A 15,393-nucleotide genomic window follows, 5' to 3' on the forward strand; every position below is an offset into this window, starting at 1 on the left:
TCGCGATCGCGTGTCCATGAACCCGACGGGATTTCGTGATGACTGCTATCGCCGACCAGACCTGTGCCGCCCTCGCCACCGTCTCCGGCTGTGACCTGCGGGTCCCGCTGGTCCAGGGCGGGACGGCCGGCTACGCCAACTTCGACTACGCCGCGAGCGCACCCGCATTGCGGCAGGTCACCGACCGGGTCACGGACCTGCTGCCCTACTACGCCAGCGTGCACCGCGGCGCGGGATACGCCTCCCGGGTCTCCACCGACTGCTACGAGTCGGCCCGCGGTTCGGTCGCCCGCTTCCTGAACGCGGCCGAGGACCAGGTGGTGGTCTTCACCCGCAACACCACCGATTCACTGAACCTGCTCGCCGCCTGCGTGCCCGGTGACACCGTGGTGCTGGACGTCGAGCACCACGCCAACCTGCTGCCCTGGACCCGGCGCGGCCGCCGGGTGGTTCCGGTCGCGGACACCATCGAGGAGACCATCCAGCGCCTGGTCGCCGAGCTGTGCTCGAAACCCGCTGCGCTGCTGGCGGTTACGGGCGCCTCCAATGTGACCGGCGAACTGCTGCCGCTGGAGCGGCTGGCCTGGATCGCCCACCAGTGCGGCACCCGCATCCTGGTGGACGCCGCCCAGCTGGCCCCGCATCGCCGAATCGACCTGCGCACCACCGGCATCGACTACCTGGCCTTCTCCGGCCACAAGACCTACGCCCCGTTCGGCGCGGGCGTGCTGGTCGGCCGCCGGGACTGGCTGGATGCGGCCGAGCCCTACCTGGCCGGCGGCGGTGGGGTGCGCTCGGTGAGCACGGAGAGCGTCGAATGGGCTCCCGCCCCGCAGCGCCACGAGGCCGGTTCCCCGAACGTGCTGGGCGTCGCCGCCCTGGCCGCGGCCTGCGATGCCCTCGCCGAGCTGGACGAGACCACCGTGATCGAGCATGAGCAGTACCTCACCCACCGCCTGCGCTACGGCCTGAAAACCGTTCCGGGCGTGAACTTCCTGCGGATCTGGCGCGACAGCACCGACGCGGTCGGCATTGTCGCCTTCACCGTCGACGGCTTCGAGCCCGGCCAGGTGGCCGCCTACCTCTCCGCCGAGCACGGCATCGGGGTGCGCGACGGCCGCTTCTGCGCTCACCCGCTGCTGTCCCGCCTCGGTGTCGATGCCGCCCTGCGCGCCAGCATCGGCCTGGGCACCACCGCCGCCGACGTCGACCGCCTCGTCGAGGCCATCGCGACCCTGGTGGCGCGCGGCCCGGCGTGGAATTACGCCCGCACCGAAGGACATTGGAACCCGGTCCCCGAGACCCGTCCCTTCGGCAGTTCGGCCGAGGGCGGGGCTGCCTGCGGTTTCTGAGCCGGCCGGGAACCGGTCAGGGCACCATGTAGCGGGCCGCGAGCACCTCGACGAGTGGATCGTCGTCGGCCACCGCGTCGAGCGCGTCGAGGTCGACCTGGACGGAGAGCTGCCGGGTGTCCTCCTGATCGGGGTCCGGCGGCCCATCCTCTTCGAGCTGCCGGATCAGCTTCTCCCGCACGCGCTCCTTCAGCGAATCGCTCATAAGCAGAGCATGCCCCGCCTAAACCGGCGCGATCCAACTACCCCACGGTGTGTTCCGCACAACCGTGAAGACCAGGAGAAATGCCAGGGCCACCCACACCGCGTACCTGGGCAGCACCTGCGGTAGTCGCGGCGGCACCGGATTCCCCCGCCACCCGCGCACCACCCAGGTGCCCCACCAGGCGATGAAGCCCAGTGTCAGCGGGAGCAGCAGCACATTGCTGTGGATGGCGTCGAGGATCCGGCCATCGGTGAGGTTGTGCAGCCCGCGCAACCCGCCGCAGCCGGGGCACCAGTATCCGGTCAGTTCGTAGAACGGGCACACTCCGTACGCCCCCTGCACATGCGGATCCCGGAAGTGCAGCAGCGCCAGCCCGCCTGCCACCGCCCCACCGGTCAGCAGCGGTAGCCCGACGCCGAGCCACCGCGGCCGGGCGGGCGTTTCCATGACTGCTGCTGCCGTGGTGTCCACGACCATCAACGGTAGCCGCACCACCACAACGTCGTCGACCGTGTGTTCGGCCTCATCAGCCTGCTGGCCGTCATCCTCGTCGGCGGCGGCGTCTGGTTCGCGCTCGAGAAGAAGCGGGAGAACGAGCAGACCGCCACACCCATGTCCACACCGGCGGAGTACACACCGGCGCCGAGCCCCTACGACCAGGCGAACACCCCGGTCCACTGCCACCCGCCCCGCTCGGCTCCTTCCCGCTGCCGACCCGCGGCTGCCAGCCACCGAACTACCCCCAGCCGCACCAGCGCTGGTCCACCGCGCTCGGTTCCGAACGGCCCGTACCGGATTCGATCCGGGGCGGGCCGTTCGCGTTCCGGCGTCAGCGAATCGGCGCGCGCTCCACCACCGGCGCGGTCAGCACCCCCGCGAGCATGTCCACGATCTCCCCCCACGCCGTCACGTCCCCCGCGGCCACCCGCCCGGCCTCCACGGCCCGCTCGTGGTCGGCCAGCAAGGCGAACAGCACGGTCGGCAAGGCGCGTAACCGCCGCAGCCGCAATCGTTTCGGCAGGTCGGTCAGTTCCCGCTCCAGCTGCTGCATGATCACCCGCACCGAGGTGCGCCGCGCGGATTCCAGATTGGCCGCGTCGGTGACGGCCCGATGGGTGTGGATCTGTTCGAGGAACCGCGCGTAGTGATGGATCCCGTGCCGGTCGCTGAGCTCGAGCATGGGAATGACCAGCGCCTCCAGTAGGTCGTGCACGCCGGTCGCACCCGTTCCGGCCTGTTCGGCCAGTAATTCCAGCCGCCGCACCTCGAGGGTGGCGAGCCGGTGTTCGACCACGGCCTCGATGAGCCCGTCGCGGGAGCCGAAGTGGTACTGGATCGCCGAGTTGTTCCGCTGTCCGGCGGCTGCCGCGATATCGCGCAGCGGCACCGCCTGCCCCCGCTCGGCGATCAGCTGCTCCGCCGCGAGAATGATGCGCTCACGCGCTTCTGTCACTGCCATTCGGACACCGTCACTGCCACCTGTCAATCCTTGCCACAGCCTGCACTGTAGCGCTCACCAGCGGATAAAGAACTTCTGCTTGACGATTAAGAATAAATGCTTAAAGCTGCTTGTGACTGCCATCACTCCCAGAAGGACTGATTTCGCGATGATCCTGGACACCTTCCGACTGGACGGCCGCGTCGCCGTCGTGACCGGCGCGGGCCGCGGCATCGGCGCCGCCACCGCGCTCGCCCTCGCCGAAGCCGGCGCGGACGTGGCCATCTCGGCCCGCACCGCCGCTCAGCTCGACGAGGTGGCGGGCAAGATCCACGCGCTCGGCCGCCGCGCCATCACGGTCCCCGCGGACCTGTCGGATCTTTCCGCCGTCACCGCGCTGGCCGAAACCGCCGCCGCCGAACTCGGCCGCATCGACATCGTGGTCAACAATGTCGGCGGCACCATGCCCAATACCTTCCTCACCACCACTCCCGAATTCCTCGAGGAGGCATTCCGTTTCAATGTCTCCACCGCGCACGCCCTCACCCGGGCCGCGGTGCCGCACATGCTGAAGAACGACGGCGGCTCGGTCGTCAATATCTCCTCGATGATGGGCCGCTCCCCCGGCCGCGGCTTCCTCGCCTACGGCACCGCCAAGGCCGCCCTCGCGCACTGGACCCGGCTGGCCGCCGCCGACCTGTCCCCCCGCATCCGGGTGAACGCCATCGCGGTCGGCTCGGTGCTCACCTCCGCGCTGGAAGTCGTTGCGCAGCAACCGGAGATCAAGCAGCAGATGGAGGACGCCACCCCGCTGCACCGGCTCGGCGAGCCCTGGGAGATCGCCGCCGCGATCGTCTACCTGAGCTCCCGCGCGGGCGGCTACATCACCGGCAAGGTGCTCGAGGTGGACGGCGGCATCGCCGCACCCAACCTGGACCTTCCCATCCCCGACCTGTAATCCGCCGCGCCGCAGGAGTTTTCCCATGACGTATCGCGTAGTCCAGTGGAGCACCGGCAATGTCGGCCGCCGCACCCTGCGCTCCATCATCGCCCGCCCCGAGCTCGACCTGGTCGGCGTCTGGGTCTCCAGCGCCGCCAAGGCCGGCAAGGACGCGGGCGAGCTGGCCGGTCTCGACCGCGAGATCGGCGTCACCGCAACCCAGGACGCCGAGGCGCTCCTGGCCCTGAAGCCCGACTGCATCGTCCACACGGCAATGGCCGACGACCGTCTGATGGAGGCGGTGGAGGATCTGAAGACCTTCCTCCGCGCCGGCATCAATGTCGTCTCCAGCAGCCCCGTCTTCCTGCAGTTCCCCTACGGCACCCTCCCTGACGAGGCCATCGCCCCGATCGTGGAGGCGGCCAACGAGGGCGGCGCCTCCCTGTGGGTCAACGGCATCGACCCCGGCTGGGCCAACGACTGGCTGCCGCTGCTGCTGTCCAGCGGCTCCGAGCGCATCGACAAGATCATCTGCTCGGAGGTGATGGACTACTCCACCTACGACAATCCCAAGGTCCTGTTCGACATCATGGGCTTCGGCAGCGCCCTCGACGACTTGCCGCTGCTGCTCCAGCCCGGCGTCCTCACCCTCGCCTGGGGCAGTGTCATCCGCCAGCTGGCCGCCGCCCTCGACATCGAACTCGAGTCCGTCACACAGCATTTCGAGCGCCTGCCCGCGAGCGAAGAGCTGAAGGTGGGCAGTCGCACCATTGCCGCCGGCACCGCCGCCGCCCTCCGCTTCCAGGTGCACGGCATCAGCAAGGGCCGCGAGGTCCTCACCCTGGAACACACCACCCGCCTGCACCCCGACCTCGCCCCCGACTGGCCCCAACCGGCCGGTAAGGGTTGCTACCGAGTCGAAGTCAAGGGCGAACCCGACTACCTCCTCGACCTGCAGCTCTACAGCAACGGCGACCACGCCGAAGCCGGCGTCGTCGGCACCGCGGCCCGCCTGGTCAGCGCTATCCCCGCCGTGGTCCAATCCCGCCCCGGCCTACTGACCGCCATGGATCTCCCCCTGACCACCGGCCGCGGCCTGGTCTCCTGATTCCCCGACGACAGAGGTGAGGACCGACAAGTCCTCACCTCTGTCGTTCCAGATAGAGCTTGTACACCGCGATGGCGTCATCGCGCGGCTGGTAGCGCATGGGCAGCCGCCGCTGGTCCCAGGGCTTGGCGATCTCGCTATAGAAAGTGCTGGGTTCGAAGTACTTGTCGTTTCCGCCTGCCATATAGGGCGCGCAACCCTCGCGGGTGGCCAGAAAAACGACCTGATCGGGCGCGCAGTGATACAGCGCCGCCAGACACATCGGGCACGGATGGGCGATGGCGTACACCGTGCATCCGGTCAGGTACTCCGTGCCCATGGGAATCTTTCTCAAACCGGCTTCACCGAGTGATTTGTCCGCAACGAATCATGATCACGTTTTCCCCAGACTGCGTCGAGCGGGAGATACTGTTCAATATCCGGGGATGGTTGATCACCAAGCGACCTCCGCCGCGCGACGATATGCGCTGACGGCGGGTTGACCTGGATCTTTCGTGGAGCCGACACATCGGCCAGACCGGATTCGGATCGGTGTTCCGCAACCGGCCACCGGGTTCCCTGAGCGGCCCGCGTCATGATCACACAGGGCAAGCCTCCGCACGCATGCACTGAGTTCGCATGCCAGGCAGACGATTTCGATCCGCCCGGTTCCCCGGTGCCACCGGCACCGGATTCGGATCCCGAAACAACAGCAGGTGGAGAGCGGGATTCGCTCTCCACCTGCTTCTTTGGAGCCGCCTGGGGGAATCGAACCCCCGACCTTTTCATTACGAGTGAAGCGCTCTACCGACTGAGCTAAGGCGGCGTGCCTTCCGGCGGTGCGAGTCTATCGTCTCGCGCCCGAATCGCGAAAACGGGAGCTCGCGGTGATCGGGGACACGCCCGGGTCAGGCGGAACGGGCCGCGATCAGGGCCGCGGCCATGGCGGCGAGGGCGAAGCGCGGCTTCACATTGGTCTCGAGGGCCTCGCGGCAATCGAGCACCGCCTGGATGGAGAGCAGCAGGCCTTCGGGGCGGACATCGGTCGCGAGTTCCCGGATCTGGTCGGCCATGTCCGGGTGGGTGAGTGTCACGCCGGAGGAGGAATCCGCCGCGGCCGCGCCGAATCGGACCGCGAGCGCGTCCCGGTACAGGCCCGCGACATCGATCAGGGCCCGGTCCAGGGCATCGCGCCCGGTACGCGTGGCCCGCGACTTCTGGCGTTTCTCCAGGTCTTTCAGTGCACCGGCGGAACCGCGGGTGGCCGAGGCGGTGCCCTTACCGGTGCCGCCCGCGCCCAGCGCGGTGGCCAGTTCCTCGCGTTCCTTCCCGTCGCGCTCGGCACTGACCTGCTTGGCCTCGTCATCGGCCGACTTCACCAGTTCGTCGGCGGCCGCATACGCCGCTGCGGGCCGGGCGGTCGCCGTGACCAGCGCCAGGGCTCGTTTGCGCCGAGCCCGGGCCTGGTCGTCGGTGGCCAGCCGCCGGGCGCGCCCGACATGTCCACCGCTGATCGAGGCCGCCCAGCCGGCGGTCTTCTGGTCCAGACCGTCCCGCTCGTGCAGCACCCGCGCGATCGAATCCACCGACGGGGTCGCCAAATGCACGTGCCTGCACCGGGATCGCAGCGTCACCGAGATGTCCTCGGGATCCACCGACGGCGCGCACAGCAGGAACACCGTGCGCTCCGGCGGCTCCTCCACCACCTTCAGCAGCACATTGCCCGCCGCCTCGGTCAACCGGTCGGCGTCCTCGACCACGACCACCTGCCAGCGCCCGGTGCTCGGCCGCCGCGACGCCACCTGCACGATCTCGCGCATCTCCTTGGTGCCGATGCTCAAACCCTCCGGCACCACCCGCCGCACATCGCCGTGTGTCCCGGCCATGGTGGTCGTGCACGCGTGACACCGCCCGCATCCGGGCGTCCCCTCGTCCGTGCACTGCAGTGCCGCCGCGAAGCACAGCGCCGCGACCGACCGCCCCGATCCGGGCGGCCCGGTGAACAACCACGAATGCGTCATGGCCGACGACGATCCGGCCCCACCCCGTGCCGCCACCGCCGCAGCCGTCAACTCGGACTCGACCGCACCCTGGCCGACCAGCCGATCGAAGACACCCGCCACGCCGACCACCTTAGCCGCCACCCCCGACAGCCCGGCCGGTAGTCAGTTCGCGCGCTGATATGTCGTGTTCGCGCCGTCCAAGGCCTCGCGGATGATGTCCGCGTGCCCGGAGTGGTGCGCGATCTCCCGGAAGATGTGCAGCAGGATGTAGCGCACGGTGAGCCATTCCCGCTCCGGCGCCCAGGGCGCGGTCGGCGTCGGCACCGAATCCTCGAGGTTGGGTAGCTCGCGGATCAGCTTGCCGGTGTGCTCGGCCACCACCTCCCACTCGGCCAGCAGGCCGGCGACCGTCTGCTCCGGGTCCAGCCGATACTCGGAATCCATTCGGGAGACATCGAATTCGGAGTTCGGGTCGCGCTCGACGAGGATGGTGGTCCAGTGCCGCTCGATATTCACCGCGTGGCTGAGCAGACCGCCGAGGGTGAGTTCACTGACCGTGGTGCGCTGGCGCGCCTGCTCGTCGTCGATGCCGCGGACGGTGATCCGGAAGAGCTCGCGCTGGCTGTCCAGGATCTTGATCAGTTCTTCACGCTCGTGGTCGACGGTCATCGAATGTCCTTCCGCTGGTGCGTGTTCGGGATTACACGCTACGGCAGGCCACCGACAGGCACAGCGGCCGAAAAGCAGAGCGCCCCCGTCGTGACGGGGGCGCTTCGATCAGGTCAGGACGGCGAGGCCGCGGTCTTCTTCGCCGCCGCCTTCTTCGCCGGGGTCTTCTTGGCCGCCGCTGCCTTCTTGGTGGTGACGCCGTCCGCCGTCTTGGCCGCCGCCTTCTTCGCTGCCGCCTTCTTGACCACGGTCTTGGCCACCGCGGTCTTCTTCGCGGCCGCCTTCTTGGCGGTCTTCTTCGCGGCCTTCTTCACCGGCCCGCGTGCCCGCCGGTCCGCCAGCAGCTCCGAAGCCCTTGCGTCGGTGATGGATTCGACCTCGTCGCCCTTGCGCAGGCTGGCATTGGTTTCACCGTCGGTGACGTACGGGCCGAACCGCCCGTCCTTGATCACCATCGGCTTCTCCGACACGGGGTCCACACCCAGCTCACGCAGCGGCGGCGCACTGGCCGACTGCCCGCCGCGCCGCTTTGGCTCGGCGTAGATCTTGAGCGCGTCCTCCAGCGTCACCGTGAAGATCTGATCCTCGCCGGTGAGCGAGCGCGAATCCGTACCCTTCTTCAGGTAGGGCCCGTACCGCCCGTTCTGTGCGGTGATCTCGTCCCCGGAGGCCGGGTCCGCACCCACCACGCGCGGCAGCGACAGCAGCTTGAGCGCGTCGTCCAGGGTCACCGACTCCACGGTCATGGACTTGAACAGCGACCCGGTGCGCGGCTTCGGCTTGTCGGCCGCCTTCTTGGCGGTCTTCTTCGCCGTGGTGTCCAGATCCTCCGCGGGTTCCGGCAGGATCTCGGTGACGTACGGACCGAAACGTCCTTCCTTGGCGACGATTTCGTGCCCGGTCGCCGGATCGGTACCCAGCGAGCGCCCCTCCTGCGGAGTCGCGAACAGCTTCTCCGCGACCTCGGGCGACAGCTCGTCCGGCGGCAGATCGTCGGGCAGGTTGGCCCGCTGCGACACCGGATTCCCGTCCGGGTCATCGGGATTGACGACCATGCGCTCCAGGTACGGCCCGAACTTGCCGACCCGGACCACCACATCGCGGCCCTCGTCATCGCTGAAGAGCTTGATGGAGTTGACTTCTCGCGCGTCGATCCCGTCGAGTCGTTCGCCCACCATCCTTTTCAGGCCGCCCGACCGCGCCACCGAACCCTCGGCACCGTGATCGCCACCGAAATAGAAGGAGGACAACCAGTTTCCGCGCTGCTCGCGGCCACCGGCGATGGCGTCGAGATCGTCCTCCATGGCCGCAGTGAAGTCGAAGTCCACCAGCCGCCCGAAGTGGTCCTCCAGCAGTCCGATCACCGCGAACGCCACCCACGACGGCACCAGCGCGCTGCCGCGCTTGTACACGTAGCCGCGGTCGAGAATCGTCTTGATGATCGAGGAGTAGGTGGAAGGACGGCCGATGCCGAGATCTTCCAGCGCCTTGATCAGCGAAGCTTCGGTGAAGCGTGCGGGCGGATTGGTGGTGTGCCCGTCCGGCTCGAGCTCGATGGCCGTCACGCGCTGACCCTCGGTCAGCGCCGGCAGCCGCGATTCGGCGTCGTCGGACTGGCCGCCCGCCTCCTCGTCGACACTCTCCACATACGCCTTGAGGAATCCCGGGAAGGTGATCGTCCGGCCGGACGCCGAAAACACGCACTCCTCACCGCTATTCGCGATACCGGTAATGCGCACCGTCAGCGTGGTGCCGCGCGCGTCCTGCATCTGCGAGGCCACCGTGCGCTGCCAGATCAGCTCGTACAAACGGAATTCGTCGCCGTCGAGCTTGGAGTGCAACTGTCCCGGCGTGGCGAAGGTGTCGCCCGCGGGACGAATGGCCTCGTGCGCCTCCTGCGCATTCTTGACCTTGCGGGTGTACTGCCGCGGCGTGGGACTCACGTATTCCGCGCCGTACAACTGCGTGGCCTGCGCCCGGGCCGCCTGAATCGCCGACTCCGACAAAGTCGTCGAGTCGGTACGCATATAAGTGATGTAACCGTTCTCATACAGCCGCTGCGCCACCCGCATGGTGCGCTCGGAGGTGAAACGCAGCTTGCGCGCGGCCTCCTGCTGCAGCGTCGAGGTCATGAACGGCGCGTACGGCTTTCGCGTGTACGGCTTGGATTCCACCGAGGAAACCGTGAAATCCACGCCGTGCAGCGATTCCGCCAGCCGCTGCGCATAGCCGGCGTCGAGTACGACGACACCCTGTGATTTCAGCTGCCCGTCGGATCCGAAATCGCGACCGGTCGCCACGCGAGCGCCCTCGACACTGACCAGCCGCGCACCGAAGACCCGCGGATTCCCGCCGTCCTCCTGCCCGCGCCCGCCGGCGTCCAGCTTGGCCGCGATATCCCAGTACTCCGCGGACCGGAACGCCATGCGCTCCCGCTCGCGCTGCACGATGACGCGCGTCGCCACGGACTGCACCCGGCCCGCCGACAGCCGCGGCATGACCTTCTTCCACAGCACCGGCGAGACCTCGTAGCCGTAGAGCCGGTCCAGGATGCGCCGCGTCTCCTGCGCGTCGACCAGATCCTGGTCCAGCTCACGGGTATCGGCCGCGGCGGCCTGGATGGCGGGCTCGGTGATCTCGTGGAACACCATGCGCCGCACCGGCACCTTGGGCTTGAGCGTCTCCAGCAAGTGCCAGGCGATGGCCTCGCCCTCGCGGTCGGGGTCGGTGGCGAGATAGAGCTCGTCGGCGTCGGCCAGCAGGCTCTTCAACTCACTGACCTTCCCCTTCTTATCGGGGCTGACCACATAAATGGGCTCGAAATCGTGATCGACATCCACGCCGAGCCGAGCCCACTGCTGTCCTTTGTATTTGGCGGGCACATCCGCCGCACCCCGCGGCAGGTCCCGAATATGACCGACCGAGGCCTCCACGACATAGCCGCGGCCCAGGTAGGGGGCGATCTTCTTGGCCTTCGTCGGCGACTCGACAATCACGAGACGACGCAGGGAACGGCCCTGGTCGGGCGCTGCCTGGGGGTTCGGCGCTGCACCGCGGTCTCGTGTTGCCACCGGCGAACACACCTTTCATCTCGATCCGCGTCGGCGCTGGTGTACGCGCTCTACGCGGCTGGGGCAAACAGCTGCGATGTCCGATATCGCTGCCAGCAACGTTTATACCGTGTTCGAAGGCCGTGGCTGGTGCACGGCGACGATGTAGCCCCTGATCGTGATCGAGTGTAATGGGTCCAGATATGGGTCGTCCCCCACCGCCGGGGGCGATGGGGGACGGAACCTGAGGGGTTGGCTCGCTCAGGAGAGCGCGCGAACACCGGTGGCCTGCGGGCCCTTGGTGCCTTGACCAACCTCAAACTCGACCTTCTGGTTCTCCTCGAGGGTGCGGAAGCCCGACCCCTGGATCTCGGAGTAGTGGACGAAGACGTCAGCTGAGCCGTCCTCGGGCGCGATGAAGCCGAACCCCTTCTCCGCGTTGAACCACTTCACAGTTCCCTGTGCCATTCTGTTCCTTCTCTTTCCATACCGGAACGGCGGACAACTGGGTTCATCCACCGGGTCCGTTGAGACCGCTGTACTCTGTTCCCCCTGCAGGAAAGCACCTAGTACACCGTTCGCAACATCGATCCTGCTGATGGTTTGGACTTTCGATCCGTTCCCTCGAACACAGAAGCTTGCGACCAGGAACCAGTGAACCATGTCTTCCGGGAATTCAACAGCGGAGTTACCCACAATTTGCAAAAAAGTTGATCTTGCGAATGCGCAGGTGAGGGGCATAATGCCCAAATCTGTACTTGAAGTTGGTTTGCTTCCGGATAACAGAGCGAGCATCTGGCAAACGGGGTGTGAGGCAGGTCGCTACTCTGCAGTGAAATGGCAGGTGAGGCAGCGGGCGCACACACGTTTCGCACCCCTTGGGCGTGTCGCGGTGACGCTTCGATGAATGGCGGGGATCCGATGCGTCGATCCGGAGACAACAGCGACATCAGCTACGGGAGATCGTTGCTGAATCGTGTCCTTAACAGCCCGCTTTCGGGTGACCCCCGGCTCACCCATGTCAGCGAGCTACCGCCGCGCGCGGCGCAGATCACGAAATGGCCCGAATGGACATCTCCGGATGTCATCGCCGCAGTTCAGGCGGCCGGAGTCGCGGAGCCGTGGAGCCACCAGAGCCGGGCCGCGGAACTGGCCGCGGCGGGGCGGCACGTGGTGGTGTCGACCGGGACGGCGTCCGGGAAATCGCTGGCATATCAGCTGCCGGTTTTGACCGCGCTGCAACAGGATCCGCGAGCCACGGCGCTCTATCTGTCGCCGACCAAAGCGCTGGGGGCCGATCAGCTGCGCATGGTCAACGAGCTGACCAGCGAAGATCCGCTGCGCACCATTCATCCCGCGCCGTATGACGGCGATACGCCGGCGGAAATCCGGCAGTGGGTGCGGGCGCACGCGCGATGGGTGTTCACCAATCCGGACATGCTGCACGTCGGAATGCTGCGGTCTCATCAGCGGTGGGCGCGATTGTTGCGTCAGCTCAAATACATCGTGGTCGACGAATGTCATATCTATCGCGGAGTTTTCGGCTCGCACGTGGCGCTGGTGCTGCGCCGGCTACGGCGACTCGCCGAGCGTTACGGAGCGGATCCCGTTTTCGTGCTGTGCTCGGCGACCACGGCCGATCCGGCGGCCACCGCCGAAAAGCTGATCGGCGCACCGTGTGTCGCGGTCACCGACGACGGGTCGCCGCAGGGCGCGCGGACCGTGGCGCTGTGGGAGCCGCCGCTGCTCGGCAGCGGCGTGACCGGGGAAAACGGTGCGGCCGTGCGGCGTTCGGCCGGGGCCGAGGCCGCCACCGTGATGGCGGATCTGGTGGTCGAGGGGGCGCGCACGCTGACCTTCGTGCGGTCACGACGCAGCGCCGAACTGGTCGCCATGGACACACGGCGGCTGCTGGCGGAGGTGGATGCCGAGCTCCCTGGTCGTGTCGCGGCCTATCGGGCCGGCTACCTGGCCGAGGACCGGCGGGCGCTGGAGGCGGCGCTCTCGGACGGCTCGCTGCTGGGTGCGGCCACCACGAATGCGCTGGAACTGGGCGTGGACATCGCCGGGCTGGATGCCGTTGTGGTGGCGGGATATCCGGGGACGGTCGCCTCGTTCTGGCAGCAGGCCGGGCGCGCCGGGCGGCGCACCCAGGGGTCGCTGGTGCTGCTCATCGCGCGGGACGACCCGCTGGACACCTACCTCGTGCATCACCCGCAGGCGCTGCTCGGGCGGCCCCTGGAAGCCACCATCACCGACCCGCACAACCCGTACGTGCTCGGGCCGCATCTGCTGTGCGCGGCGATGGAACAGCCGCTCAGCGATGCGGAAGTGCATGCCTTCCAGGCCTGGGAACTGCTGTCCGACCTGGCCGAACAGGGTTTGATCCGGCGGCGCGCGGGCGTGGCGCGGGATGGGTCGGCACGCTGGTTCGTGACCGCCGACGCGCATCCGCACGACGCTGTGGACGTGCGCGGCGGCATCGGTACGGCGGTGGCGGTGGTGGACGGCGAGTCGGGCCGCATGCTGGGCACCACCGACGCCGGGCGCGCTCCGGCCACCCTGCATCCGGGCGCGGTGCACCTGCATCAGGGCGAGAGCTACGTGGTCGACGAGCTGGACCTCGAGGAGGGCGTCGCGCTGGTGCACGCCGACACGCCGGGATGGAGCACCAGCGCGCGGGTGGTCACCTCACTGGAGATCGAGGCGGTGACCGAGGAGCGCCGATACGGCTCGGTCACAACGGCTTTGGCGCAGGTGCTGGTGACCCGCCAGGTGGTCGCGTACCTGCGCCGGCTGCCCAGCGGAGAGGTGCTGGACCTGGTGCCGCTGGACCTGCCGGCGCAGACGCTGCCCACCCGGGCCGTGTTCTACACGGTCACGCCGGACCTGCTGGCCCGGGCCGGGATCGACGCCCGGCACGCCGCGGGCGCGCTGCACGCGGCCGAACACGCCGCGATCGGCATGCTGCCACTGGTGGCGACCTGCGATCGGTGGGATATCGGCGGCGTGTCCACCGCCGAACACGCCGACACCGGGCTGCCCACGGTCTTCGTCTACGACGGGCATCCGGGCGGGGCGGGCTTCGCCGAGCGCGGCTTCGTCCGGCTGCGGCACTGGCTGACGGCCACGCTGGGCGCCATCGAGTCCTGCGCGTGCGCGCACGGGTGCCCGTCCTGCGTGCAGTCACCCAAGTGCGGCAACGGCAACAACCCGCTGGACAAGGCCGGTGCGGCCCGGCTACTGCGGGCCGTGCTGGCCGAACTCGGGGAAGATGACGACCGCTCTCCCGAACCGTGACACAGCCGTCTCCGCCGTGAGACCGGAGCGCCACACGACCAACCGGTCGGCCTTGTCAGCTGGCTGATATCGGGCGGAATCCGGATGCTGAGGGGTGGCCGCGACACGCCGGAGACTCACGTCGATTAAAAAGGGATGCTATCCTGTTAACTGAGGGATTGCCCTGTTAGATAATGTCGTTCCCGGATTTACCTGTGCATTCATTCGAATGAGTCTCCGGGAACGAATTGGAAAGCAATCGATACCCAATCTATTCGCCTCTCGCATTCATCGAATTTCGACATTGATCGACCACCGATGTGGCCCGCGCCATCACATTTCTAACCAACCGATCGGTACGAGATATTGCCTCGCTACCTCGGCTCGTCCGCCGGGCCCGCCCGCGCGACCGCGCGCATGTCCCGTTCCCCCAGTGGGCCCAGCGATACCCGTCCGGCAACCGTCACCGTCACGTCCCAGCCCAGCACCACGCATCCGGCCGGTCGCACACCCATCCGGCCCGCGACGGCCGCGGCCCGGCCGCACGCGGCGGAGACGCCGCCATCCAGCGCGCCGGCTGCGGCCAGCGCACTCAGATCCGCGGCGGCCTGCACCCGGTGCCGGGCCGCCACCGCCACTCCGACCTAGGCAATCAGGACCGCGATCGCCAGCAGCCCGACCAGGGCCAGGCACGCGGTGACGGTCACGCCACCCGCCTCGCTCCCGGCCCGATCCATGGTCGTGCGCCTCATCGGGATGCTCCGGGTTCCCGCGCCGCCACCGCCGCCGCGTGCAGGGTGACCGGAACAATGGTGGCGCGGGCACTCACCTCGGCCACGACCAGGTCTCCCTCGGTTCGGACCACGACCCGGGCACCGGGCGGTGCGACCCGGCGGGCGGTGGCGACGCCGACGTCGGTGTCACCGCGGGCGGCGAGACGGGCCGCCTCGCGGGCGGCATCGACACAACGCACCTGCGCCGATACCGCCAGCAGGGCGCCGACGCCCAAGACCAGAACCGCGACGAGGGCGGCCAGCGCTATGGCCGCCTCCACGGTCGCCATGCCCGCCTCGGCATGGTGAGGTGGTGTGTCATACGTCACTTGACGGGAGTCTTCAGCGCCTTGTCGATGATGTTGGACAGGGCGCTCACAATGCTGTCGCCGGTCACGACGGTGTACAGCACCGCCCCGAAGGCAGCGGCCGCGATCGTCCCGATCGCGTATTCGGCGGTGCTCATCCCGTGGTCCGCGGTCACGGCGTGCAGCAGCCGGGTCCGCAGTTCCCAAAGCAGGTTTCGGACGGTCGTTCCCATGCTCGCTCCTTCCCTCACTCCGGCACGGCCGATCCGCACCGGCACAGTGGTGAACC

The 15,393-nt window shown here is 68.2% G+C and carries 14 protein-coding genes, 1 tRNA gene and 1 pseudogene; 4 read left to right on the forward strand and 12 right to left on the reverse strand.

Annotation, left to right across the window (positions count from 1 at the left end; all coding sequences use genetic code 11):
- The first annotated feature begins 38 nt into the window (after positions 1-38).
- Complete coding sequence (locus AB0L60_RS03775) at positions 39-1,352, forward strand: aminotransferase class V-fold PLP-dependent enzyme (RefSeq protein WP_364606602.1); 1,314 nt, start codon at positions 39-41, stop codon at positions 1,350-1,352.
- Between the two features lie 16 nt (positions 1,353-1,368).
- Here AB0L60_RS03775 and AB0L60_RS03780 read toward each other — a convergent pair whose 3' ends face one another.
- The 3 genes from AB0L60_RS03780 to AB0L60_RS03790 form a co-directional block, all read right to left on the reverse strand.
- The gene (locus AB0L60_RS03780; protein WP_364606605.1) at positions 1,369-1,557 is read right to left on the reverse strand and encodes a hypothetical protein; all 189 of its coding nucleotides are present in this window, start codon (positions 1,555-1,557) and stop codon (positions 1,369-1,371) included.
- Between the two features lie 18 nt (positions 1,558-1,575).
- On the reverse strand, positions 1,576-2,028 hold the full coding sequence (locus tag AB0L60_RS03785; protein WP_364606608.1) for a DUF2752 domain-containing protein: 453 nt from the start codon (positions 2,026-2,028) through the stop codon (positions 1,576-1,578).
- 358 nt (positions 2,029-2,386) lie between these two features.
- The gene (locus AB0L60_RS03790; protein WP_364606611.1) at positions 2,387-3,016 is read right to left on the reverse strand and encodes a TetR family transcriptional regulator; all 630 of its coding nucleotides are present in this window, start codon (positions 3,014-3,016) and stop codon (positions 2,387-2,389) included.
- Positions 3,017-3,164: 148 nt separating this feature from the next.
- On the opposite strand from AB0L60_RS03790, the gene AB0L60_RS03795 reads away from it, so the two are divergent.
- Positions 3,165-3,953 (forward strand): SDR family oxidoreductase, encoded by a 789-nt coding sequence (locus AB0L60_RS03795; protein ID WP_364606614.1) that lies wholly within the window; start codon positions 3,165-3,167, stop codon positions 3,951-3,953.
- Between the two features lie 25 nt (positions 3,954-3,978).
- Complete coding sequence (locus AB0L60_RS03800; RefSeq protein WP_364606617.1) at positions 3,979-5,043, forward strand: diacylglycerol kinase; 1,065 nt, start codon at positions 3,979-3,981, stop codon at positions 5,041-5,043.
- A gap of 34 nt (positions 5,044-5,077) precedes the next feature.
- On the opposite strand, the pseudogene AB0L60_RS03805 reads toward AB0L60_RS03800, so the two are convergent.
- The 6 genes and pseudogenes from AB0L60_RS03805 to AB0L60_RS03830 form a co-directional block, all read right to left on the reverse strand.
- A pseudogene (locus AB0L60_RS03805) lies at positions 5,078-5,362 on the reverse strand (nucleoside deaminase); the annotation flags it as partial.
- 410 nt (positions 5,363-5,772) lie between these two features.
- Positions 5,773-5,848 (reverse strand) — tRNA-Thr (locus tag AB0L60_RS03810).
- 82 nt (positions 5,849-5,930) lie between these two features.
- Positions 5,931-7,145, reverse strand: coding sequence for a DNA polymerase III subunit delta' (locus tag AB0L60_RS03815; protein ID WP_364606620.1), 1,215 nt, complete (start codon positions 7,143-7,145; stop codon positions 5,931-5,933).
- Between the two features lie 42 nt (positions 7,146-7,187).
- Complete coding sequence (locus AB0L60_RS03820) at positions 7,188-7,694, reverse strand: DinB family protein (RefSeq protein ID WP_364606623.1); 507 nt, start codon at positions 7,692-7,694, stop codon at positions 7,188-7,190.
- A gap of 113 nt (positions 7,695-7,807) precedes the next feature.
- Complete coding sequence (gene topA / locus AB0L60_RS03825; protein ID WP_364606794.1) at positions 7,808-10,690, reverse strand: type I DNA topoisomerase; 2,883 nt, start codon at positions 10,688-10,690, stop codon at positions 7,808-7,810.
- Between the two features lie 315 nt (positions 10,691-11,005).
- The gene (locus AB0L60_RS03830) at positions 11,006-11,212 is read right to left on the reverse strand and encodes a cold-shock protein (protein ID WP_011206895.1); all 207 of its coding nucleotides are present in this window, start codon (positions 11,210-11,212) and stop codon (positions 11,006-11,008) included.
- A gap of 453 nt (positions 11,213-11,665) precedes the next feature.
- Between AB0L60_RS03830 and AB0L60_RS03835 the strand changes: the two genes are divergently transcribed.
- The gene (locus AB0L60_RS03835; protein WP_364606626.1) at positions 11,666-14,044 is read left to right on the forward strand and encodes a DEAD/DEAH box helicase; all 2,379 of its coding nucleotides are present in this window, start codon (positions 11,666-11,668) and stop codon (positions 14,042-14,044) included.
- 353 nt (positions 14,045-14,397) lie between these two features.
- On the opposite strand, the gene AB0L60_RS03840 is transcribed toward AB0L60_RS03835, so the two are convergent.
- From AB0L60_RS03840 to AB0L60_RS03850, 3 genes are all read right to left on the reverse strand, one after another.
- Positions 14,398-14,655, reverse strand: coding sequence for an Rv3654c family TadE-like protein (locus AB0L60_RS03840; RefSeq protein ID WP_364606629.1), 258 nt, complete (start codon positions 14,653-14,655; stop codon positions 14,398-14,400).
- A 116-nt stretch (positions 14,656-14,771) separates the two neighbouring features.
- Positions 14,772-15,086: a TadE family type IV pilus minor pilin gene (locus tag AB0L60_RS03845; protein ID WP_364606797.1), complete on the reverse strand. Its 315-nt coding sequence runs from the start codon at positions 15,084-15,086 to the stop codon at positions 14,772-14,774.
- A 35-nt stretch (positions 15,087-15,121) separates the two neighbouring features.
- The gene (locus AB0L60_RS03850; RefSeq protein ID WP_364606632.1) at positions 15,122-15,337 is read right to left on the reverse strand and encodes a DUF4244 domain-containing protein; all 216 of its coding nucleotides are present in this window, start codon (positions 15,335-15,337) and stop codon (positions 15,122-15,124) included.
- Positions 15,338-15,393 lie beyond the last annotated feature (56 nt).

It is taken from the genome of Nocardia sp. NPDC051981, from assembly GCF_040680715.1.
Classification (GTDB): Bacteria; Actinomycetota; Actinomycetes; order Mycobacteriales; family Mycobacteriaceae; genus Nocardia.